Genomic DNA, 22,766 nt, shown 5'->3' with positions numbered 1-22,766 from the left:
GACCGTTGTTCATACGGGGCGTCAGCGGACGAGCCGGACCACAGGGCGCAGTCGTGACGTGAGGTCGGCCAGCAGCTGTTCGGCCTGTGGCAGTACGTGGGGTCCGAGGGAGGCGATGCCGACGGCGACTGCCACTCCGGTCCATGCCAGTGGGCCCAGCGGCGTGCACCCGAAGAAGTGGCTGACGACGGGTGTCTGGACCAGGGCGATGAGCACGGCGGCGGTGCCGAGGACTGTGGTCAGGACCAACGGGCTGTGGCGGCGGCCGACGACGGTCTGCGTGAGTTGGGCACCGACCACACCGCACAGGGCCATGGTGCTGGTGCGTCGCGCTGAGCCGGGAGTGAGGGTGCCGATGAGCCATGCGATGGCCGCACCGATACCGGTGATCAGGCCACGATGGCGGATCTGGCGTGTCAGCGGTTGCCCGAGGACGGCGAGGCCCACGGGTACGGCGTCGGCTGCGGTGGACTCACCGGCAGGTTCCGGGTCCTGGGGGGTAACCGCGACCGCCATCGCCGGGAACATGTCGGTGAGCAGGTTGACCAGCAGCAGCTGACGTGTCGACAGCGGCGACGTGCCGGACAGCAGTGTGCCGAGTACGGAGAAGCCGACCTCGCCGGCGTTGCCACCGAGCAGGATGCTGATCGCATCGGCCACGCTGCGCCAAAGGGCTCGGCCTTCGCCGATGGCGTCGATGAGAACCGACAGTTCGTCGTTGGTGATCACGAGGTCTGCGGCGTTGCGTGCGGCCGCCGATCCGCGCGCGGCGATACCGACCCCGACATCGGCGGCGCGGATGGCGGCGGCGTCGTTGGCGCCGTCGCCGACCATGCCGACGACGCGACCCGCCTCCCGGAGTGCCTCGACGACCTGGAGCTTCTGCTCGGGTGCGACGCGAGCCACGACGCCGCAGTCCCGGAGCAGGCGGGCCCGTCCCGCCCGGTCCAGTGAAGCCAACTCGTTACCGGTGACGACCGTGACATCCGGGGGCCAGCCCAGGGCGACTGCCACGGAGCGGGCGGTCTGTGGGTGGTCGCCGGTGAGCATGACGGGTCGTACACCGACCTCTCCGAGACCGGCCACGAGCGGTGCGGAGCTGGCGCGGGGGGTGTCGGCCAGTGCCACGAACCCGATGAGCTCCAGCAGTTCGAGGGGCTTGTCCAGTGCCTCCCTCGCCTCGTCGTCCGTCGCGAGACGGCGCTGGGCGACGGCCAGGAGCCGCAGGCCCTGGCCGGCGAGGGAGTGTGCCTCTTCGACGGCTGCCGGATCCGTATCCGGGCAGCAGGGCAGCACGACTTCCGGCGCGCCCTTGACGACCAGCATGTTCGCACCGTCCGCGTCTCTTCCGGCGGCGGCGGCATAACCCCGGCTCGCCTCGAAGGGCTGGGCCTGCACGGTGGTCCACCCAGCCTCGGACGGGGCCGTTGCCAGGACCGCCTCGTCGGTGGCATGGGCATGGACGCCCGGCTGCTCGGCAACGCGGGGGCAGGCCCGGGCGGCAATGCGCAGGATGTGTTCCGCCTCGACGGCGTCGGCCGGGTGCTCAACACCTGTGCCGTCGATCAGGCGGACGACCCGCAAACGGTTCTCGGTGAGGGTCCCGGTCTTGTCGAAGCAGAAGGTGTCCACGCGTCCGAGCGCTTCCAGGCTGCGTGGCGTGCGTACCAGAACGCCGAGCTTGCTCAGCCGCCGTGCGGCGGCCATCTGCGCGACGGTCGCCACGAGAGGCATGCCCTCGGGCACGGCGGCCACTGCGACTGCCAGTCCGCCCTGGAGGGCCGTACGCACCGGGCGGCCGCGCAGCATGGACAGGCCGGCCACCGCGGCGCCGCCGACGAGGGTGAGGGGCAGCACCCGGCGGGTCAGCCGGTGCAGTCGTGCCTGAACCCCCGCCGAGGTGGGGACCCGGGCGGCGAGGGAGGCCGCGCGGCCGGCCTCGGTCTGGTCACCCGTGCCCACCACCACTGCCCGGGCGTGGCCGGCCACCACCGTGGTGCCTTCGAACACCATGCAGCTGCGGTCGGCGACGGACGCCTGCGGTACAGCGGCCACTTGCTTGCGGGTGGGCAGTGACTCGCCCGTCAGCGAGGACTCGTCCACCTCGAAGCCACTGACCTCCAGCAGCCGCGCGTCGGCCGGCACCACATCGTTGGTGCGCAGCTCGATCACCTCGCCGGGCTTCAGCCGCACGGCCTCGACGACGGATGCCTCCCCTGCTGACGGGTGAGCGAGTCGCCGGGCGGTTCGCCGCTGCCCGGTCACCAGTGCGGACAGCGCCTGCTCCGCGCGCAATCGCTGTACCCCGCCGACCACGGCGTTCACCGCCACGGCGGCGATGACCAGGAATGCGTCCACCGCGGACCCCAGCAGTGCCTGCGCCGTGGCACCGACCACCAGGACCGGGGTGAACGGGTCGTCCAGTTCCGCCCACACGGCGCCGGCCAGACGTGCGCTCACCCGTGCAGGCGCGAAGGCCGGGTGCGTGGCAGCGGTACCCGCGATGTGGCCGACCCGGGCCCGTACCACCGTCAGGGCGGTGGGCGCGGCGCGTGATGCCCTCGCCAGCCGGACCATGACCTGCTCGGGCTGCAGGGCGTGCCAGGGCACCCGCGGCCTGGGGTGGGGGGTCGTACCGACGGCTACTCCGAGTGCGGCGCACCAGCCCATGACCAGGGCCGCGGCAGTGGCGATAGTGACGGGGCTGAGCCGCACTTCGACGGGGAAGGGAACCCGCTGCGACCGAGCCCCCTGGGTGAGTACCAGGAGCTCGGAGAGCGTGGCGCCCGCCTCGGCGCAGAACTTGGCACGCCGGCTGACCGCCCGCGCTGTGGGTACGGCGGACAGCAGCCGCCACACGCCCTCCAGTCCGCGCAAGGGCAGAAGGTCGGCGCCCCAGACGATGGCGCTGCGCTCGTCGGTGACTGCGACGGCGATGTCACTGCGGAGCAGTCCGTCGAGTACGTCATGGGCGGCGGCGGTCAACTCCCGTGCGGCTGCCGCCCGGTCGTGTGGGACGCGCGCCACCGTAAGGACCGTTCGGCCCTCGTTCTGCAGGGCAGCCACCACCTCGGCCAACGGGATTTCGGCAGATACGAGTTGATCGGCCAGGGTCCCGAACTCGCCGAGCGAGTGGTCGTCCACCACCACGACGTGCAGGCCGGCTCGGCGCGCCGCGTTCAGCGCGGCTTCGGCCATGGGGTCGACCTCCCAGCCGACCAGGACGGTGCCGACGTCCGTTCCGCGAACCGACGCGATCATCAGTCCCGCGTCCGGCGCCTTCTCATCGGGCACTGGGCGAAGGCCGATGCATGACTCCTCGGACGGCGTTGCCGCGTCCTCGGGCGCGCTCAGGGCCGCGGTGGCTTCCTGCCACAACCGGTGGTGATCCCAGTCGGTCGTGCTGGGGTGGACCTCGAGCACAGTGCGCCGGGTGCTGCGTAATGCTTCGGGGTGCAGGACCACGGTGTCCACGAGCTCCAGTTGGCGCAGCCGCTCGGGGTCGCGGACCAGCACGTCCTCGCGTGCCAGGGCACTGCCGAGAGCCGCGGTGAAGGCCGCCGGGCCGTAACGTGCCGCCTTGGGCGAACCGGCGAGTACGGTCTCGGCCGCCTCGTCGAGGCTGCGGGTGAACAGGAGCGTGGTGGCGGCGCCGCCCAGCATCCCGTTGACCGCGGCGGCGGCATATTCCTCGCCCGGGCACGGACGCAGCGGCGGACGTACGACGTCGGTGCCGGCTACGGTCAGCCGGTCAGGGGCGCACAGCGTGTCGTGTACGGCGTCGAACGTCGCGAGCTGAGCCAGCGATTCCACCAACTGGGCGGTCCGCAGTGCCGCGTCGAGGAGCAGCGGACTCGGCGACTGCCCGATCCCGCAGACGGCCGCATGGGCCGCGGCCAGCACCAGATCGGCTGCGTCCGGGCCCAGCGCACGGCTCAGCACCACGCGTACCCGCGAGTCCTCACGCATCACGACGACCGCGGCCACCATGGCCTCCGGCGCGCGCTTGACGAAGGCCGCCCGTGCGGCGAATGCGACTCCGATGCCCGCCGCGTCGCACGCCAGGGCCACAGCGTTGGCACGCACGCCCCCGGCGGCGCCCGGGTGCACGTGTTCCAGCGTCTGATCGCCGACGTGCACCAGCCCGTGTTCGGCGGCCAGTTCGGACACCTGGTCCACCACCCTCTCGCCGACCGCGTCGTCGGTGGTCTGCACGACCAGCCGCCCCAGGCCGCCGTCCCAGTAGGCGATCAGCACGTCGGGGTGCTCGGCCAGCTCGACGGCCACCTTTCTGGCGGCGGCCTCGAGTCGTTCCACGGTTCGAACGGACGCGTCCGGGTGGTGCTCCAGTGCGATGTGCATCCGGGTTCCGGCGCGCCAGTAACCGACCTGAGGGGTCATCGCGTTGCGGGCGACCCTGCCGACCCGCAGCGCGGTCGCCGACACCGCTGCCGCCCCGTCCACCGCGCCGCGTGCACCGGCGTTCACAAGCTCAGCGGCCAACCGCGCCGCATCTGCGGTCGGCGTGGCGATCCGGCGGGTCGCCTCGACCGGCACAGCCAAGGCACTCTGGAGGGCCACGGCGGGCAGCCCGGTCAGGAAGCGGAGCAGCATGTCTCACCTTCGCGGGCTTGCCGCACGCGGCCGGGGCGGAACGGTCATAACAGGCGCCGGCACGGAACGGTCGTGACAGCGGATGGGAGACGACCTCAGGGCTTCTTGCGCCCATGTGCCTTGGCGCGCGTGGTACCCGTGGCGCTCGTGGCTGCGCGCTTGGACGCGCGGGCCTTCGCCGTCCCGGAGGCGGTCGATGACTTGGCGGGGCGGGTCTTCGCCGTCCCGGAGGCCGTCGATGACTTGGCCGGACGTTTCTTTGCCGTTTTCGATGTGGTCGATGCTTTGGCCGAGCGGGTCTTCGCCGACTTCGCGGTGGTCTGCGCCTTGGCCGGCCTGCCGGCCCGCTTCGCCTGCAATCCTTCGGTGCGGGCCTCGCCGGCAGCAGGGGACGTCGCGACATCCTTCGGACGCGGCTGCGTGAGCCACACCACCGCGGCGCCCGCCATGGCCACGGGCCACTCGACCACACCGGCTACGCCGAGCAGTCCGGCACCGGTGTACGCCGCGACACGCCGTGCATGCGGCGAGACGATCCCGACGGAGTCCAGAACACCGTCGACGATCCCCTTGACCCGATCCGCCCCGGGGACCCTCTCGACTGCTGTCGTCACCCTCTGCACGGGGTGCGCCAGTGTCTCCTGAACGGGATGCTGCACCTTTGTGTCCCCTGAGCCAGACACATGGGAACTGTCAGTCATGGTCGCTCTCTCTCCGTGGGGCAGGGGTGACGGGCGGCACGTGGCCGTGACGCCTCTCACGTTTCAGTAACCTTGACAAGATCGCGCACATCCGGCAAGCCTGGACATACCTACCTACCGCCAAGTGAGGTAACAGGCGGCGTCCTCAACGCCAAGGGCCTTCCCGGCTGCGGCAATTCCGAGAAGGCCAGCTGTCCGGCCCCGACAGCGGGTCGTTGCGGATCGCTGACCGACAGCCGCGTGTGTCCTGGCCGCGAGGAGATGAGGGCACGAGCGCTCATCCCAGCCCAGAGCCGACTTCCCCGAACCTTCGCCCACCGACGCCGACACCACCTGACCGCGGCCCCTGCGCTCGTCGACTGACCCGCCACACACTGTTCTCCGCCCGACCGGCCGGGCCGGCAGCAAGCCCCCTACCTCCGCTGGAGGCCGTTTCATGCACATCGAACTGACCTGGCCGCGCCCTGGCGCCGAGGACCGGACCCTGACCCTGCCCCTCCCCGGCCCTCCCGCCACGGACCTGCTCCGCCCGGCCCTGCGGTACACGAGCCGGTTGCGGACCCCTGCCGCCCTTCGGCGCGCCGTCGCATGCGCGGAGCCCGTCATCGGAGCCGCAGCCCGCGCTTCCGGCGCGAACGCACTCACCCGGGCCGCCCTGCCGTACGCCATCCGGTTCACCCGGCAGGCACTCCTCAGCGGCACGGACCTCACCCGTGATGTCGGTCAGCAGGTCATGCCTGCGGTGACAGACCGTCGTCCACGTGCACGTTCTGGGGGGGTCAGCGTGATGCCGGAGTTCCTGGCCTGCTCAAGGATCAGGGCAGCGAAGTCCTCCTCGACGCGCCCTGCCCCGATGGCACCCGCCACCAGCTGAGCGGTGGCGGCGGCGAGCGGCATCGGGACCTCCAGTTCGCGGGCTGCGGACAGCCCCAGGTCGAGGTCCTTGCGCAGCAGCGGCATGGTGAACGTCGGTGTGAAGTCCAGGTTGACCAGCGCGGGCGACTTGTAGCGGGTGTAGACCGAGCCCATCACGGAGTCGTTGAGGAATTCCAGAAAGGCGGCACGGCTGACACCGCCCTTCTCTGCGAGGACCGTGATCTCGGCGAGCGACTGGGTCACGACACCCAGAAAGACGTTGTGCGCGATCTTGACGAGACGGGCGACGTCGTCCTTGCCCACGTAGGTCACCCCACGCCCGAGGAGTGCCAGCAACGGCTCGACCTGGCCGAACACCTCGTGCGAGCCGGAGACCGCGACCGTCAGCTTCCCTGCAGCGATCACCTTCGGGTTCCCACTCACCGGGGCGGCCAGGAAGTCGGTCCCACGGTTGGCGGATTCGCTCCGGATCAGCGCGGACATCTGGGGGGACACCGTCGAGCTGTCGATCAGCACCCCCGGAGCGGCATCCGGCGAGGTCAGCACACCGCCCGGGCCCGTGGTGACCGCCTCCAGGTCGGGCGAGGCGGAGACCATGGTGAAGACGACATCCCGGTCGGCCAGATCGGCCGGCCGGGAGACGATCGTCGCTCCCTTCTCCGTCAGCGGTTCGGCCTTGGACCGGGTCCTGTTGTAGACGGCCACGTCGTGCCCGGCGTCCAGCAGCCGGGCGGCGAGTTGGGAGCCCATGCGGCCGGCACCGATCCAGCCGATACGCGGGCGGTCCTGGGCGACATACGCCATTCCTCTACCTCAATCCTGGAAGACGGCTCAAGTGGTGCGGCCCCACGGCTCACCGGCCGGACGGCGGCATACAACTGAGAGGCGACGGTCTCAGCATGCGCTTGCATGAGTACCTCCGCCCTGCCGGCACGGCGGTGATCGAAAGCGTGTCGCCTGCCGACTACAGCGCTCAGCGCCTCGTTCATGTGCGGGTGACGGCTGCGGTGGTGGGAAGAGGCCTGGCAAGACTCCGTGATGGCCTCCAATCACCTACCGAGGTTGAACTCGCGGTGTCATATGGGCTGACGGTCCTCGACCTGGGCTGAGGCCGGCTCGCCCGCTACGGTCACGGCTCGTCACCGAGCAGCACCGGAGAGGGGCCGTGACAGAGAGGCGGGGAGTGGCGGCGGGCGCCGTCGTGGAGCTGAGATACGAGCTGGGGCAGCAGCCGGACTGGTCCGACGCGTTCCACGCACCGGGCGGGTACGGGGGATCAAGGGCCGGCTGCAAGGACTGCTGCCGCCGGTGCTCTTCGCGGTGACGGTGTGGCTGCTCGCCGACAACGTTCTGGCCGCGGGAATCGCCTTCCTCGGCAGCCTGTTCGGCCTCGTCGTCGGGACGGGCGTCTTGGCCGCGCGGCATGCCGAGATGGGTGCCCCGCCGGGGCCCCGAATCGTGACCGTCGGTGACTCCGGCGACGCTGTGCGCTTCGCGGGCGCACACATGGAGACGCGCCGGGGCCGGCGGAGCCTCGGCGGGCACATGCAGACCGCCGCCGGATTCGTCCTGCCGACGCCTCCGCCGTACCTGCTCGTCGTGCACTATCTGCCGAAGCGCGCCATAGGCAGGGGCGACACCGACAGGCTGCGCGGCGTACTCGATCGCCGCCGGCCCCGCCACGGCGGCCGTCCGCCCCGGCACTGAGGTTCGGTAGGATCCGCAGGTCTTGGTACCGGGGAGGGATCATGGCCGAGGGCCGTAGCACCGAGGGCACCATCAACAGCGCGGAAACCTCTGACGATGTCGTGGACGAGCAGGCCGTGGTCCAGTTGGTGTACCGGCCCCAGTCTGCCGACACACTGGTCGGCCTGCGGGTCCGCGAGCGGATCAAGCGGACCGGGCTACTGCTGCGGGGCGTGTTCCTCGCACTGTGGGTAGGGCACTGGCTGGTCTCCGCCGTGGGCCGCGGGAGTATCGACGCGGTCTCGACGGTTCTGTTCTTGTTCGTCGTCCTGGTGGTGTGGGGGTACCCGCGGCTACAGGCCGCCCATGTGCAGCGGATCACCGGATGGCAGGGCGAGTACCGCGCCACCGTGTCTCCGGCCGGGATCACCTGCCGCAGCGACCACAGCACGTTGATCCAGAAGTGGTCCGTCTTCCAGGGCTACCGGGAGACGGCAGGTCACTTCGTCCTGCTGAGCCGGGACCCCAACATCATGTGTCTCGATGTCCTGCCCAAGCGGGGCGTGCATGAGGCCGAGGACCTCAACCGGCTGCGGGCCATCCTGGACCAGCACACCACTCGCGTGTGACGAACCTGAAAGGCACCCAGCGCCGGCTGGTCGGTCCGGCTGCATCCGCTGCCGCATGGCTTTCCACGTCTGCCGCCACCGCTGCACCGAACGGACGCTCACCCGCAGGTCCTTGGCGATCACCGCGCTCGCCTCGCTCTGGGCGAACCGCTCCGCCAGCTGGAGCCGTAACCACTCGCGGAACTGCTGGCGTGCGGCGGTCGGAACGCCCCTTGTGGATACCGCATGCCCCTGGTGATACCGCAGCAGACGACCAGCCGTCAGCCCTCACGACACCGCGAGTTCAACCTCAGTAATGCTCCATCGCACGACCCTGCCTTTTGTTGGGTCAGAACCAGCCGCCGTCGGCCTGGATGGTTCTGCCGGTGATGAACGAGGCATCGTCCGACACCAGGAACGAGACGACTGCGGCGATTTCGGAGGGCTGGGCCATCCGTCCGAGCGAACTGGCGGTGCGAATGAGGGTGTGGAATTCAGTGTCGACGTCGGGATGGACGTAGTGGGAAGCCGCGTGAGCGGACATGTCAGTGACGGTCCCCCCGGGCGCGATGGCGTTGATGGTGATGCCGCGCCGGCCGAGTTCGGCGCTGAGGTTGAGCGCGATGCATTCGACGGCGGCCTTACTCGACGCATAGAGGGCGTGGTAGAAAACCGCCTTGTGGGCACTCTGCGATGACGTCAGTACGATCCTCCCTCCTTCGCTCATATGCCGTACCGCGTTCTGTACCGCGAAGAACTGGGCTCGTGTGTTGATGGCGAAGACGCGGTCGAAGTCGGTGGGGGTGACGTCGTCCAGCTTGCCGAAGTGCTCAATTCCGGCGTTGCTGGCGAGAATGTCGAGTCCGCCGAGAGCCTCGGCGGCCTGATCGGCCAGCCGACGGATCTCGTCCGGATCGCTGAGGTCCGCCTTGATCGCAACCACGCGGCGGCCGTCGGCGGTGATCTCGGCGGCGAGCGCTTCGGCCGCATCACCGCTGCTCCGGTAGTTGATCGCCACGTCGGCTCCGTCAGAGGCGAGCCTGCGGGCCACAGCCGCACCGATCCCTCGTGCGCCACCGGTGACCAGGGCCTTCCTGCCAGTCAGCTTTCCGCTCATCGGTCTTCTCCCGTCCACGGCAATCCGGCGGTCATGCAGAATGCGCATGACGCGGCGTATGGGTCCCGGAACTCACGGCAGCAGATGAATTCTTCACCGCGCATACGCAGTGGAGGACTGCCGTGGTCATCCTCGTCACGGTGGGCGCGTACTCGTTCACCACCGGGCCGTAAGCACCAGAATCGCCCCGGCCCGGGCACTGGCGCCACTCGGAGCAAAAGTCCGGCCCCGAGTGGCACACCCGCCGTCCGCCACCAGCTCGCCCCGGGCGCGCAACCGGGGGTTTTGCTGGCTGAGCCCAAGGGAAGGCGCGTCCATCCTGCGAGTACACCCCTTGCGAGGTGGGAGGTCACTGCACCCCACGCGGCCGGAACTGAATGCTGATGCGTCCTCCCGCGGCCCGCGCGGTCTTGGGGATGGCGTGCTCCCAGGTCCGCTGGCAGGAACCGCCCATCACGATCAGGTCGCCGTGTCCGAGTGGTCGCCGGACGACGTCGCCGCCGCGGCGCGGGCGCAGCAGCAGGTCGCGGGGCGCTCCCACGGAGAGGATGGCGACCATCGTGTCCTCGTGGGCCCCGCGGCCGACGCGGTCGCCGTGCCAGGCCACGCTGTCGCGCCCGTCGCGGTAGTGGCACAGGCCTGCCGTCGTGAAGGGTTCACCGAGCTCGGGGGCGTAGTACGCGGAGAGTGCCTGTCGTGCCTCCTCGAGGACGGGGTGCGGCAGCGGTTCGCCGGCGCGGTAGAAGGCGAGCAGGCGCGGGACGTCCACGACCCGCTCGTACATCTGCCGGCGCTCGGCCTTCCAGGGAACGTTCGTGGCCAGCTGTTCGAACAGGGCGTCGGCGCCACTCAGCCAGCCCGGCAGGAGGTCGATCCAGGCGCCGTCGCCGAGCTCTGTTCTGCGGAGGCCGTGCAGTGGGCTTAGACGCACGTCGTCGCTCTGATCGAACAGGGACCCCTGGAGCTGGTGCGATGCCATGCATGCAGCGTACCTCGCATTCGAACATTTGAGCTATGAGGAATGGCGCTCAGGGTGATAGGGACGGCGCGAGGGACCCGGGATGCGGGACCGGGCGAGCCCGTGGACGACGGGCACGCGCCTGACGTTGTGGCGGGCCATCGTCGCGGAGATCTCGTTCCCTCCGTCGTCGGCGCCGGTGGTGACCGCTTCGCCCCGGCGCTGCGGGCATCGGCACGTCATTTGACGATCTCCAGCACCGCCATCATGCCCGCGTCCTCATGGTTGAGGATGTGGCAGTGAAGCACGGTCCTGCCGGTGTAGTTCCTGAAGTGGGTCCGGACGACGAGCTTTCCGGAGGATGCGGAGTTCGCGGGCCTGATCAACCGCGTATGCCGGGCAGACCGAGTGCATGCGCACGATCCATCCGCACCACAGGGTTGTTCTCGCCGCCGCGCCCTCGACGGGCCGCGACCCCAGCGCGACCTCGGTCGTGAGAGAGGCCGACCAAGCGCCTCTCTCCAAGTGGCGCGAGCCTGAGCGTCCAATATATTACGTTTTGCGGAAAAGTTATGTAACTGGCGGCAATCCAGACGGCGGTTGGGCTGCCGCATGTGGTCGCGCGCCATTTGAGCTGGGGCCAGTTGACGGATCCGATGGCGGCAACGCCGTACGGCTTGCCACCTCGCTCCTTGCCTGAGGGAAACCATGACTGACGAGACATCCGCGTCCCTGGAGAACGGGTGGAGCGGCGAAGGGTGCCCGGCGAGCGCGTTTGCCCGGCGGTCGTTCCTTCACGGCGCCGCCGCGGGCCTGGCCGGAGCAGCGGGCGTAGCAGCCCTGGGCAGCGGTGAGGCGTTCGCCGACACGATGGCCGAAATCAAGGCGCAACCGAGATCCCGTACGATTCCCTTTCACGGCCATCACCAGGCAGGCATCGCCACTGCGCCCCAACAGGACGCGATTTTCGTCTCGTTCGACGTGACCGCTTCCAACCGCGCGGAGCTCACCGGCCTGTTCCGCACGCTGACCGCGCGGGCCCGCTTCCTCACGGCGGGCGGCAGGCCACCGCAGGTGCCCCCGACCGCAACGCCGTCGGACAACGGCATCATGGGACCCACGTTCGTGGCGGATGGTCTCACCCTCACAGTCGGAGTGGGCGCGTCTCTCTTCGACGACCGCTACGGATTGGACACGCGCAAGCCGGTCCAGCTCGTTACCATGACGCCCTTCCGTCACGACGACCTGGACCCCGCGCTGAGCCAGGGTGACCTGCTGATCCAGATCTGCGCTGATCACCGCGACACGACGGTGCACGCGCTGCTCGACATCCTGACCCACACCAAGTCCGCGATGAAGCTGCGCTGGCGTATTGACGGCCAGCGTAATCCGGAGCGTCCCGTCGGTGTCCGGCGTGACTGGTTCGGCTTCAAGGACGGCATCTCCAACCCGACCGTGACCGACGACGCCCAGATGAATCAGGTGGTCTGGGTCCAGCCGAAGGGCGCCGAACCGGACTGGGCCGCGGGCGGCACGTACCACGTGGTGCGTATCGTGCATTTCTTCATCGAGGCATGGCAGAAGGTGCCCATTGCTCAACAAGAGCGGATCTTCGGCCGCCGCAAGGCCAGTGGCGCCCCCATGTACGCCGTGGATGAGAACGTCACGGATCTCCTCGACCCCATCTACACCAACGACCCGCAGGGTCTGATCACCCCGCTGAATTCTCACATCCGCCTCGCCAATCCCCAGACTCCGCAGACCGCGGCGACCAGCACCATCCTGCGTCGCAGTTACGACTACGACCGGAGCCCCAACCCACCGGAACTCGACATGGGGCATGCGTTCGTCTGCTTCCAGCAAGAGCTGAACACCTACATCGCCATGCAGACCCGGCTGGAAGACGAAACACTGGTGCCGTACATCAGCCCCCGGGGCGGGGGTTACTTCTTCGCGCTTCCCGGAGTTCGGGACGAGAAGGACTACTACGCCCGCGGGCTCCTGACCTGATCCTTCCCTGCCCCCGGCCGGCGTCGGCGAGACGCCGACCCGCCCGGCCCCGGACCGAACCATCGCAATGCGCACAGGAGGCGAGATGTTCTCTGCCCTGCGGACCCGAGCCGGCGGCGGCCGCCGGCGCCCCGGCAGGACGCTCCGGCCGGCACTCGCGGTGGGCATCGGGATCCTGTTGATCTCCTGCACGCCCGCCGCCTCGGTCCGCAAGGACTCCGCCGTGCCGGCCGCGACAGCCCACGCCGGTGCCAGTGGCCGCGTGTATGTCACGAACCAGCAGGACGACACGCTCTCGGTGATCGATGCCCGTACCTACAAGGTCGTCACAACCGTGCCGGCCGGCGTGGCGCCCGAAGGCGTCGCGGTCGCCAAGGACGGCAAGCACGTGTACATCGCCAACAGCGGCTCGGCCCGGGTCTCGGTCCTCGACACCCGGAACAACAAAATCGTCGCGGCCGTGCCGGTCGGAAAGAGCCCCACCGGTGTCGGCCTCAGCCCCGATGGCAGCTCCCTCTGCGTCACCAACGGCGGTTCGAACACCGTCTCGCTGATCGATACCCGAACCAACCGGGTGGCTGCGACCATCCCGGTCGGCAAGTCTCCGGTGAACGTGGCGTTCAGTCCTGACGGTGGTTCGGCCTACGTGGCGAATTCCGGGTCCGGCAGCCTGTCGGTCATCGACACCCGCACGCGGCGCGTCGACCGGACCCTCCCCGCAGGGCGCTCCCCGGTGGGCGTCGCCATCACCCCGGACGGCAAGTCGGCCTACGTCGCCGACGAGGTGGCAGCGCACGTCCATGCCATCGGAACCCGTACCGGCAAGGTGACCACCGTGTCCGTGGGCGAGGGCCCCTTTGACGTGGCCATCGGGCCCGACGGCCACTTCGCCTACTCCGCCGATCTCGGCCCGGGCAACGTATCCGTGATCGACACCGGCAGCCACCGTGTCTCGGCGACCATCGCCCTCGGCCCTCCCGGCACCGACCCGTTCAACCTGAAGGTCACCGACGAGGCGATCTACGTCACGAACCAGGGAGCGGGCACCCTCAAGGTCATCGACCCGAATTCACACAAGGTCGTCGCGACTGTCACCGTCGGCGCCAGCCCCTACGGCGTGGCGGTGAGCTGAGCCCGCGACGCACCACCGGAGGTTTCCTTGCCGGGAAAGACTCGGGTTGTCGGCGGAACATGGACAAGGGGAAACGGAAAAGGGGTCTTCCATGTCTCACGCTTCCATCGTCGCTGTTCTCGGAGCAGGCGCACTCGGCGCCGCGATGGCGATGCGTCTCGGAGACACCGGCCACGAGGTACGGCTCTGGAACCGTACGGAGGACAAGGCCCGTGCGGTCGCGGAGCACGCTGCCGGGGTCACGGCAGTCAGGGCGGTGGGCGACGCGGTCTCCGGCGCGTCCGTCGTCATCACTGTGCTCCGTGACGGCGATGCGGTCGCGGAGGTCATGTCGGATGCCATCGGTCGGCTCGACAACGATGCCGTCTGGGTGCAGGCGAGCACGGTAGGGCCGCGGCACGCCGCCGCGCTGGCCGGTCTGGCTCGTGATCACGGTGTTGCTTACCTCGACGCACCGGTCTCGGGAAGCACCGCTCCGGCTCGGCAGGGCAAGCTTGTCTGGTTGGTAGCCGGCTCCGATGGCGTCCTCGCGCGGGCGCGTCCCCTGCTCGACGATCTCGGCTCGTCCGTGCTCCACGTCGGGACTGGGGTCGAGGGCAGCGCCGTCAAGCTCGTGGTCAACGCCTGGATGGCTGCCTCGACAGTCGCCATGAGCGACGTACTCGCGCTGTGCGACGCACTCGGCGTCGACCACACGACGTTCGTCCAGGTGCTTGAGGCGGGCCCGCTCGCCATGCCGTACGAGTTGCAGAAGGTTGGTGTCATGGACGACGCCTCGTACGCGCCCGGATTCGCGGTGCGACTCGCCCTGAAGGACATCGAACTGGCCGCGGCAGCCGCCGCCCCCAGCCCTCTGCTCCAGGCCGTCCGAGACCGCCTGGAAGCGACCGTCGCAGCCGGCCACGACAGCGACGACCTCGCCGCAGTCGACTACTCGAGGAAGCCGCCGTCGTAGTCCGGATGCGGGCCGTCGGTCCGGTCCCGCTGCTCTCCGTGCTGCCGGAGCCCCCATCGGATCTTCACCCGTCGTTTCCGCATCTTTGCGGGAATGATGGAACCATGGCGAACCCGACAATTCTGACTGTCGACGACGACCCGGCGGTCTCCCGTGCGGTCGCCCGCGACATCCGGCGCCGGTACGGCGACCGCTACCGCATCGTGCGCGCCCTCTCCGGCCGCGATGCCCTGGACGCACTGCGCGAGATCAAGCTGCGTGGCGATCAGCTCGCGCTCATGCTGGCCGACTACCGCATGCCGCACATGAACGGCATCGAGTTCCTCGAGGCGGCCATGGATCTCTTCCCGCTCGCCCGTCGCGTACTGCTGACCGCCTACGCCGACACGGAAGCGGCGATCGATGCCATCAACGTCGTGGACCTCGACCACTATCTCGTCAAACCCTGGAGCCCGCCGGAACAGCACCTTTACCCGGTGATCGACACACTGCTGGACCTGTGGCAGGCCACGCCCGATCCGGGGATCACGGAGACCCGCGTGGTCGGGCACCGCTGGTCCGCGCCGTCCTTCGCTGTCCGTGACTTCCTCACCCGCAACCTCGTGCCCTACCGGTGGCTGCTGTCCGACGAGCCGGAAGGGCAACGTCTGCTGGCCGCCGCAGGAATGTCGGCGGCCGACGTACCGCTGGTCATCACCCCGGACGGCGAGCCCCTGGTCTCCCCCACCGAGCGGGAACTCGCTGCGAAGGTAGGCCTCAGCACAGTTCCGGCCTCGGATTTCTACGACCTGGTGGTGGTCGGTGGCGGGCCGGCCGGTCTGGGAGCTGCCGTCTATGGGGCTTCGGAGGGTCTGCGTACGGTCCTGGTGGAACAGCAGGCGACCGGCGGACAGGCCGGACAGAGCAGCCGTATCGAGAACTACCTGGGCTTTCCCGACGGCGTCTCCGGTTCCCAGCTGACCGAACGTGCTCGCCGTCAGGCGCTGAAGTTCGGGGCGGAGATTCTGAGTGCGCAACGGGCCGTCGCGCTGGAGGCAGCTGGATCGGGCCGGGTGCTGCACCTGGGGCCGGAGGGCTCCATCGCCGCCCACACCGTGGTCCTGGCCACCGGGGTGGCCTACCGGCGGCTGGCCGCCACCGGGCTGCAGGAATTCACGGGTGCGGGCGTCTTCTACGGGTCCGCCGTCACCGAGGCCCCCAGCTGCTCCGGGGAGGATGTGTACATCGTCGGCGGAGCCAACTCCGCGGGTCAGGCAGCGGTCTATTTCTCGCGCTACGCGCGGCGCGTCCACGTACTCATCCGTCACGGTGATCTGACCCGTTCGATGTCCAGCTATCTCATCGACCAGATCAACGGCGTCGACAACATCGAGATCCACGCGTGGACCGAAGTCCTCGGCGGTGAGGGCGAGGGACACCTGCAGCGGCTGACCCTTCGCGAGGGCCGGTCCGGCGTCGTGCGCACCGTTGCTGCGTCCTGGCTGTTCATCTTCATCGGGGCCGAGCCGCATACCCAGTGGCTGGAGGGAGTGGTCTCCCGTGATGAACGCGGATTCGTGCTGACCGGCCCGGACCTGGTGGCCGGAGGGCAGCGTCCGGCGGGCTGGCGGCTGCCGAGAGATCCGTACCACCTGGAGTCGAGCGTGCCTGGTGTCTTCGCCGCCGGAGATGTGCGTTCCTCCTCGGTCAAACGAGTCGCGTCGGCCGTCGGCGAGGGAGCCATGGCCGTCTCCTTGGTGCATCGCTATCTGGAGGCACAGTGACCACGTCAGTACATCTGTCACCGGAGCAGTTGCGGACGCTGTTCCTGTTCGAGAAGCTCAGCGACGAGCAGCTCAATTGGCTGGCGGCGCGCGGCCGTGCTGAGCAGCGGCCTGCCGGAAGTGTGGTGTACGGGGAGGGCGAACCGGCCACGTGCTTCTTCGTCCTGCTCAGCGGTGCCATCGCGCTCAGCCGTGTGCTGCACGGCGACGATGTGGAAGTCAACCGCACCGATCAACGCGGTGTGTACAGCGGGGCAACCCGTGCGTACCTCGGGGACCGTGTCGAGCAGCGGTATCCCCACACACTGCGGGCTGTCACCGATGCCGAGTTCTTCGTGCTGCCCGCCGCTGATTTCGCCCACGCGGTACGCACGTGGTTCCCGATGGCACTGCACCTGCTGGAGGGACTCTTCTTCGGTACGCGGGCGGCCAACGCGATCGTGAGTGAGCGGGAACGGCTGCTGGCCCTGGCCTCGCTGTCGGCAGGCCTGACCCACGAGCTGAACAATCCTGCGGCAGCCGCTGTGCGGGCCACTGCGGCTCTGCGGGAGCGAGTGACCGGCATGCGCCACAAACTCGCCTTGATCGCTGACGGTCGGCTGGACGGCACCGACCTGCACCGTCTCGTAGAGCTGCAGGATGATGCGGTGCAACAGGCCGCAACGACTTCCGGTCTGCCCGCGCTGGCTGCTGCCGATGCCGAGGATGCCGTCGGCGACTGGCTCGATGAGCGCGGGGTGACGGAAGCATGGGAACTGGCACCGACACTGGTCGCCGCGGACATCGGCGTGCCGTGGCTGACCTCGGCAGCCGACACCATCGGTGAGGACAACCTCGGCCCCACGGTGCGCTGGCTGGCGTACACCATCGATGCGGAACTTCTGATGGGCGAGATCGAAGATGCCGTGACCCGCATCTCCGGGTTGGTCGGCGCCGCCAAGCAGTACGCGCAGCTGGACCGGGCACCGCAGCAGACCGTGGATGTGCACACATTGCTCGACGCCACGCTGACCATGCTGCAGGCGAAGATCCCCACCGGTGTCCAGGTGGTCAAGGAGTACGCCCATGGCCTGCCGCCGATTCCGGCTTTCGGAGCCGAGCTCAACCAGGTATGGACCAATCTGATCGTCAACGCCGTCGATGCCATGCCTGACGGGGGCACGCTGACGATTCGGACGTGGCGGGAGGACGCACGGCTGCTCGTGGAGGTGGCCGACACGGGCACGGGCATTCCGGCTGAGATCAGACCGCGGATCTTCGAGCCGTTCTTCACAACCAAGCCGGTCGGTGAGGGCACCGGGCTGGGACTGGACATCTCCTACCGCATCGTCGTCAACAAGCACCATGGGGACATCCGGGTCTCTTCGCAGCCCGGCGACACCCGCTTCCAGGTGTGTCTGCCGATCGCCCCGCAGCCCGAGGACCCCTGAGGACTGTCGTGGCATCCAACAGTGGGGGCAGCTCTGGGCTCGGCCCTGCGTTGTCCACGACGCGATGTCGTGGCGGCCGTGGCACGGAGGACGGCGGAGGCTGACGCCACCGACCATCCACTACGACGATGGCCGACATGGCCCGCCGTCGCCCGCACGCCCCGACTCCCCCGCACGCGGTCCGCCGCGATTCACTGCATCGGTTCCGCCGAATGGTGCTCGACCACAGCAGCGGCGACTGAGCAGGTGCCGAGGCCACCGCCGGCCCACCAGCCGCATATCAAGGTGCCGAGGCAGGTTTCCGAACGACGCACGGGGGCGGCTTCCCGGAGTCGCGGACTCGGCAGGCATCGGACATATCGCCTGTCGCCGACGAGAGCATCCCCGGCGAATCACACGTGGAGAAAGCCGGGGTGCTCGCGCTTCAAACATGGAATTTCAGACGTTCTTTTTCCGGAACTTACGGATAGCGGTACCTCATAACGCGTCTGAAGAGAAAAGAAGTTGACGGACGCGGCCAGGGCAGTGAGTCGTTGACTGGCCCCTTTCGATCATGCAATCATTCGAATGCACATCCTGTATCCGCTTTTCGTACACCCTGCACCATTATTCGAACACGCCAGGTACGGTGGAGGTCGGCGGGCCTGTGCGTCAGGCCGTTCGCCATCACCCTCTATGAGCCGTCATCGCCGCGAAGGGGGCCCCATGCAGTTCAGGATTCTGGGGCCGCTCGAAGTCCTGGACGACGGCAGGCACATAGACGTCAGCGGGCAGCGCCAGCGCACGGTTCTGGCGATGCTGCTCCTCGAATCGGGACGTGTCGTCTCCAATGACCGCCTGGTGGAGGCCATATGGGAGCGGAAGCCGCCGGCGACGAGCCGCACCCAGGTACAGATCGGCATCTGCGCGCTGCGGCGCATGCTCCCCGCGGGGCCCCACCCCAGCCCCATCGTGACCCGCTCGCCCGGTTATCTCTTACGGATGACCGAGGGGCAACTCGACCTCCACGCCTTCGAGGAACGGGTAGCCGCAGGCGGAAGAGCCGCTGCCGCCCATCAACCCCAGCAGGCGGTAAAGGAGTTACGGGCCGCGTTAGGGCTGTGGCAGGGTCACGCCCTGACCGATATCAGCAGCAAGCCGGTACGGGCGAACGCCGTCCAGCTCGACGAGCGGCGCCTCGCCGTACAGGAACAGTGTCTTGAACTCGAACTACGGCTCGGCAATCACCACCGCGCCGTGAGTGAACTCGGCGCTCTGGTCGCCGCCCACCCACTCCGGGAACGCCTGCGGGTGCTCCTGATGACCGCGCTCCACCGCGCGGGACGGCAGGCCGAGGCCCTGGACGCCTACCGCCAGGCGCGGGCGGCCCTCGTCGAGAGGCTCGGCATCGAGCCCGGCGCGGAACTGCAGCGACTGCACCGCATGATCCTGGCAGGGGAAGAGGAGTGGGGCACGCCGCCCCGGATCCAGCCCTTCATCAAGGTGACGGCGCCCGCCGCCCAGCCGAACGGCCCCGGCAGCGGCCCGGCGGTCGCGGCCCTTCCTGCGGTTCCGGCCATTCCGGCGCACAAGATTCCGCGGCTGCTGCCCGCCGACATCGCCGACTTCACCGGCCGCGCGCGAGCGATCCAGCGCATTCTGGCCGCCCCCACCCGTGCCGCTGACGCCCCCCGAACTGTCGTCCCCGTCACCGTGATCACCGGACGGGGTGGCTCCGGCAAGACGACCTTGGCCGTACATGTCGCCCATCGGCTCGCTCCGGACTACCCCGACGGGCAGCTCTTCGCGAAACTGTCCGGCGCCCCGGGCCACCCGACGAGCGCCGCAGAGGTGCTCCGGCGCTTCCTGCGCGCGCTCGGGGTGACCGACGAAGCCGTCCCGGCCGGCGTCGAAGAGCGCGCCGAGATGTACCGTGACCTGCTGGCGGAGCGCCGGGTCCTTGTCGTGCTGGATGGCGCGGCATCCGAGTGCCAGGTCGCCCCGCTGCTCCCCGGGTCGTCCGGATCGCAGGTGCTGATCACCTCGTGGCGGCGCTTCACCGGGCTGCCCGCGGACACCCGCATCGAGCTCTCCCGGTTCCGGCGGGAAAGCTCCGTGGAAATGCTGATGAAGATCATCGGACGGCGGCGGGTCGCCGCCGAACCGCTGGCCGTCGAGAAGCTCTGCCGTGCCTGCGACGATCTGCCGCTCGTGCTGCGCGCGGCCGCCGCACGCCTGGCCGCCCGGCCGCACCGGGCCGTGGCGGACGCCGTCGCCCAGGCCGAGGCGGTGGACGGATGCGCCGACATGGCCCGCCGCCCGGACGAGCTGCGCCACGTGGAGCAGGCGGTGCGTACGTGCATGACCCCGGCTTACGAGGCGCTCAGTCCGGAGGCCCGGCGGGCCCTGCGCCGCCTCGCTCAGTTGGAGATACCCGATTTCGCCCCCTGGGTCGGCGCCCCCCTGCTCGAATGCGAACCGCACCGCGCCCAGGACCTGCTGGACGAGCTCACCGAGTCCTATCTGCTCGACGCGGTGGTGGACCAGCTCTCCAGAGCCGTCCGGTACCGCTTCCCCGCGTTCGTACGGGCCTTCGCCCTGGAGCGCCTGGCGGCGGAGGAGCCGCCGGAGGAGCAGCGGGCGGCGCTGCGGCGCGTTCTCGACACCTTGGCGTATCTCACCGGAGAAGCGCAGCGCCGCAGCGGGTACGGGGACCCGCCCGTACCGGATGAGCCCATCCGCTGCCATGCGATGCCGCGGAGCCTGATCGACCGTCTGCTGGCGGACCCGTTCGCCTGGTACCAGCAGGAGCGCGCCCAGGTGGAGGCGGCGGGCCGGCAGGCAGCCGAAATCGGCCTATGGACCATTTCCTGTCGCCTGGCGAGCAGTTCGACGGTGCTGGCCCGGAAGTGATTCCCCCTCGGGTGGCAGCACGGCGGTTCGGCCGTGGGCACCGATTCCCTCTTACCCGCCCGTTAGCGGCGCGCATCCCGTCACAGCTGTCTTGATGACATCCTCTCCGGGGGTCACGCACAATCCCCCCGCGAGCCTCGACGGGCTCCGGGGAGAAGGCCGCGCCGGGACGCGATTCAATCTGCCGTTCATATACAAGGCGAAGGTGTGCTTATTTAGCTCTATCACTTCCCTAAATTTACGCTAACGATGTGATCCAAAACCCTCCCGATCGTTAAAAGATGCAGGTCAGGCGTCGCTCACAAGGGTTGACCGGCCCTGATGCGTCTCTCTAATGTGACAGCGCTCCGCCATGTCCCATGCAAATAACCCCGCAGTTCTTCGCAGCGTTCACAGGTTCTCTTCGGCGATGCACGTACGCACTGCTCTGTGTGCTCTTCAAAAACCGCGGCCGCGTTTCGTTTTTATTGGACCTTTAGTGGACCGGTGAGAAGGGCGTCATCATGGACGGCATCCCCACGACCGACGAGAACGCGGTGGAAGACGCACGTACGGGAGGCGGAACGAGACCGTCTTCGGCCGGCCGGCTCTGCGCCAGGCCGGATGAGCGCGGACCGCTCTCTTTCGGCCAGCAGCGGCTCTGGTTCCTCGACCGCTGGCTCGGGGACAACGCCGTCTACAACATTCCGGTCGTTCTTCGCTTCACCGGCCCCTTGGACGCCGCCCGGCTGACGGCCGCCGTCACTACGACCGCGGCCGGTCATGACGCCCTGTACACCGTCTTCGAGGCGGACGGGAACGGAGAGCCGCGCCAGCAGTTGCTGGACACCCGTGAGACGGACTGCCCGCTCGTCGACCTCACAGGACTCGCACCCGCCGACCGCGTCCGCAGCGCACGGGAGGCCGTCGAGACGGATGCCCGCAGGCCGTTCGACCTGGCCCGGGATCCGATGCTGCGTGCGTCGCTGTACCGGCTGTCCGAGGACGAGCACTGGTTGCAGCTGACCTTCCACCACATCGCCTGCGACGGCTGGTCGCTCGATGTGTTCCAGCGCCGGCTGAACGAGGCGTACCGTGCCGGTGGCGGGTCGGCCGGTCCACTGCCGGTCCAGTACGCCGACTACGCATTGTGGCAGCGCGAGACGCTGCGCGGTGCTCGTACGGAGAAGGCCCTGGCGGCCTGGACGGACGCGCTGGCCGATGCTCCGGCCGTGCTGGACCTCGGCACGGACCGCCCCCGTCCGGCTGAGATGAGCTATCGGGGCGAGACGACGGACTTCCCGCTCAACGGAGTGTCCTCGGCGGCACTGGAGGCGTTCGCCGCCGAGGAGAACGTCAGTCTGTACACGGTGATGCTCGCTGCCTTCCAGGTGCTCGCCGCGCGCCACTCGGGGAGCAGCGATGTCGTCGTCGGTTCGCCGGTGGCGGGCCGGGACAACGCCAAGCTCAACGATCTGGTCGGCTTCTTCGTCGACACGCTCGTCCTCCGGGTGGACCTGGGGGACGACCCCGGCTTCCGGGAGCTCGTGGCGCGCTCCCGCGCGTCGCTGCTGAGCGCACTCTCCCGGAGCAGGGCCCCGTTCGATCTCGCCGTGAAACAGCTGCACCCCGAACGGTCGCTGAGTCACAACCCGATCGTGCAGACGCTTTTCGCCTTCCATGAGGAGGAGCCGCTGGAGCCCTTCGGTGAGGGGCTGAGCGTCGAGCGTTCCATGGTGGCCACGGGGACCGCGAAGTTCGACCTCACCTGGTCGGTGTACCGGCAGCCGGACGGGCTCCGTCTCCAGGTCGAGTACGCGACGGACCTGTTCGACGCCGACACCATCCGCACCCTGGTGGACCACTGGCAGATCCTGCTCGGTCAGATCCTCGCCACTCCCGACCTTCCGGTGAGCCGACTGCCGCTCATGGCTCCTGCCGAGCGGCAGTTGGTGGAGTCGTGGGCGGGTGACGGCGGAGAACTCCCGGTCGGCGCGATCCACGAACTGGTCATACGCCGCGCGCTGGAGACCCCCGACGCCGTG

At 69.1% G+C, this 22,766-nt stretch carries 15 protein-coding genes; 9 read left to right on the top strand and 6 right to left on the bottom strand.

Going from position 1 to position 22,766, the window contains the following annotated elements; all coding sequences use genetic code 11:
- Nucleotides 1-21: 21 nt before the first annotated feature.
- From ACIPEK_RS22275 to ACIPEK_RS22265, 3 genes are all read right to left on the bottom strand, one after another.
- Entirely contained in the window at nt 22-4,614 is a 4,593-nt protein-coding gene (locus ACIPEK_RS22275) for an HAD-IC family P-type ATPase (RefSeq protein WP_401998704.1), read from the bottom strand.
- Between the two features lie 95 nt (nt 4,615-4,709).
- The gene (locus ACIPEK_RS22270; RefSeq protein WP_401998702.1) at nt 4,710-5,273 is read right to left on the bottom strand and encodes a hypothetical protein; all 564 of its coding nucleotides are present in this window, start codon (nt 5,271-5,273) and stop codon (nt 4,710-4,712) included.
- A 765-nt stretch (nt 5,274-6,038) separates the two neighbouring features.
- Nucleotides 6,039-6,995 carry an NAD(P)-dependent oxidoreductase gene (locus ACIPEK_RS22265; protein ID WP_401998699.1) on the bottom strand — a complete coding sequence of 319 codons (957 nt, stop codon included), beginning with the start codon at nt 6,993-6,995 and terminating at the stop codon, nt 6,039-6,041.
- Nucleotides 6,996-7,499: 504 nt separating this feature from the next.
- On the opposite strand from ACIPEK_RS22265, the gene ACIPEK_RS22260 reads away from it, so the two are divergent.
- Together ACIPEK_RS22260 and ACIPEK_RS22255 are read left to right on the top strand one after the other, a co-directional pair.
- Nucleotides 7,500-7,898: a hypothetical protein gene (locus ACIPEK_RS22260; protein WP_401998696.1), complete on the top strand. Its 399-nt coding sequence runs from the start codon at nt 7,500-7,502 to the stop codon at nt 7,896-7,898.
- 41 nt (nt 7,899-7,939) lie between these two features.
- Nucleotides 7,940-8,506: a YcxB family protein gene (locus tag ACIPEK_RS22255; RefSeq protein ID WP_401998694.1), complete on the top strand. Its 567-nt coding sequence runs from the start codon at nt 7,940-7,942 to the stop codon at nt 8,504-8,506.
- Between the two features lie 328 nt (nt 8,507-8,834).
- Here ACIPEK_RS22255 and ACIPEK_RS22250 read toward each other — a convergent pair whose 3' ends face one another.
- The 3 genes from ACIPEK_RS22250 to ACIPEK_RS22240 all read right to left on the bottom strand — a co-directional run bounded on the left by ACIPEK_RS22250 (nt 8,835) and on the right by ACIPEK_RS22240 (nt 10,946).
- Nucleotides 8,835-9,602, bottom strand: a complete 768-nt coding sequence (locus ACIPEK_RS22250; RefSeq protein ID WP_383079743.1) for an SDR family NAD(P)-dependent oxidoreductase — start codon at nt 9,600-9,602, stop codon at nt 8,835-8,837.
- A gap of 349 nt (nt 9,603-9,951) precedes the next feature.
- Nucleotides 9,952-10,581 carry an alpha-ketoglutarate-dependent dioxygenase AlkB gene (locus tag ACIPEK_RS22245; protein WP_401998692.1) on the bottom strand — a complete coding sequence of 210 codons (630 nt, stop codon included), beginning with the start codon at nt 10,579-10,581 and terminating at the stop codon, nt 9,952-9,954.
- A gap of 218 nt (nt 10,582-10,799) precedes the next feature.
- Entirely contained in the window at nt 10,800-10,946 is a 147-nt protein-coding gene (locus ACIPEK_RS22240) for a multicopper oxidase domain-containing protein (RefSeq protein ID WP_401998690.1), read from the bottom strand.
- Nucleotides 10,947-11,430: 484 nt separating this feature from the next.
- Between ACIPEK_RS22240 and ACIPEK_RS22235 the strand changes: the two genes are divergently transcribed.
- The 7 genes from ACIPEK_RS22235 to ACIPEK_RS22205 all read left to right on the top strand — a co-directional run.
- Nucleotides 11,431-12,570 (top strand): Dyp-type peroxidase, encoded by a 1,140-nt coding sequence (locus ACIPEK_RS22235; RefSeq protein WP_401998687.1) that lies wholly within the window; start codon nt 11,431-11,433, stop codon nt 12,568-12,570.
- Nucleotides 12,571-12,655: 85 nt separating this feature from the next.
- Nucleotides 12,656-13,702, top strand: a complete 1,047-nt coding sequence (locus tag ACIPEK_RS22230; RefSeq protein ID WP_401998684.1) for a cytochrome D1 domain-containing protein — start codon at nt 12,656-12,658, stop codon at nt 13,700-13,702.
- A 91-nt stretch (nt 13,703-13,793) separates the two neighbouring features.
- Nucleotides 13,794-14,657 carry an NAD(P)-dependent oxidoreductase gene (locus ACIPEK_RS22225; RefSeq protein WP_401998681.1) on the top strand — a complete coding sequence of 288 codons (864 nt, stop codon included), beginning with the start codon at nt 13,794-13,796 and terminating at the stop codon, nt 14,655-14,657.
- A 104-nt stretch (nt 14,658-14,761) separates the two neighbouring features.
- On the top strand, nt 14,762-16,420 hold the full coding sequence (locus ACIPEK_RS22220; protein ID WP_401998678.1) for an FAD-dependent oxidoreductase: 1,659 nt from the start codon (nt 14,762-14,764) through the stop codon (nt 16,418-16,420).
- Nucleotides 16,417-17,850 carry an ATP-binding protein gene (locus ACIPEK_RS22215; RefSeq protein WP_401998675.1) on the top strand — a complete coding sequence of 478 codons (1,434 nt, stop codon included), beginning with the start codon at nt 16,417-16,419 and terminating at the stop codon, nt 17,848-17,850. The genes ACIPEK_RS22220 and ACIPEK_RS22215 overlap by 4 nt, the downstream gene beginning before the upstream one ends.
- A gap of 705 nt (nt 17,851-18,555) precedes the next feature.
- Complete coding sequence (locus ACIPEK_RS22210; RefSeq protein ID WP_401998672.1) at nt 18,556-20,742, top strand: BTAD domain-containing putative transcriptional regulator; 2,187 nt, start codon at nt 18,556-18,558, stop codon at nt 20,740-20,742.
- Between the two features lie 503 nt (nt 20,743-21,245).
- Nucleotides 21,246-22,766, top strand: a 1,521-nt coding sequence (locus ACIPEK_RS22205; protein ID WP_401998669.1) for a condensation domain-containing protein, incomplete at its 3' end; no start/stop codon positions are given.

Source organism: Streptomyces sp. NPDC088246 (genome assembly GCF_044741025.1).
In the GTDB taxonomy this organism is placed as follows: Bacteria; Actinomycetota; Actinomycetes; order Streptomycetales; family Streptomycetaceae; genus Streptomyces.
This window is presented reverse-complemented; position numbering and strand designations above follow the sequence as displayed.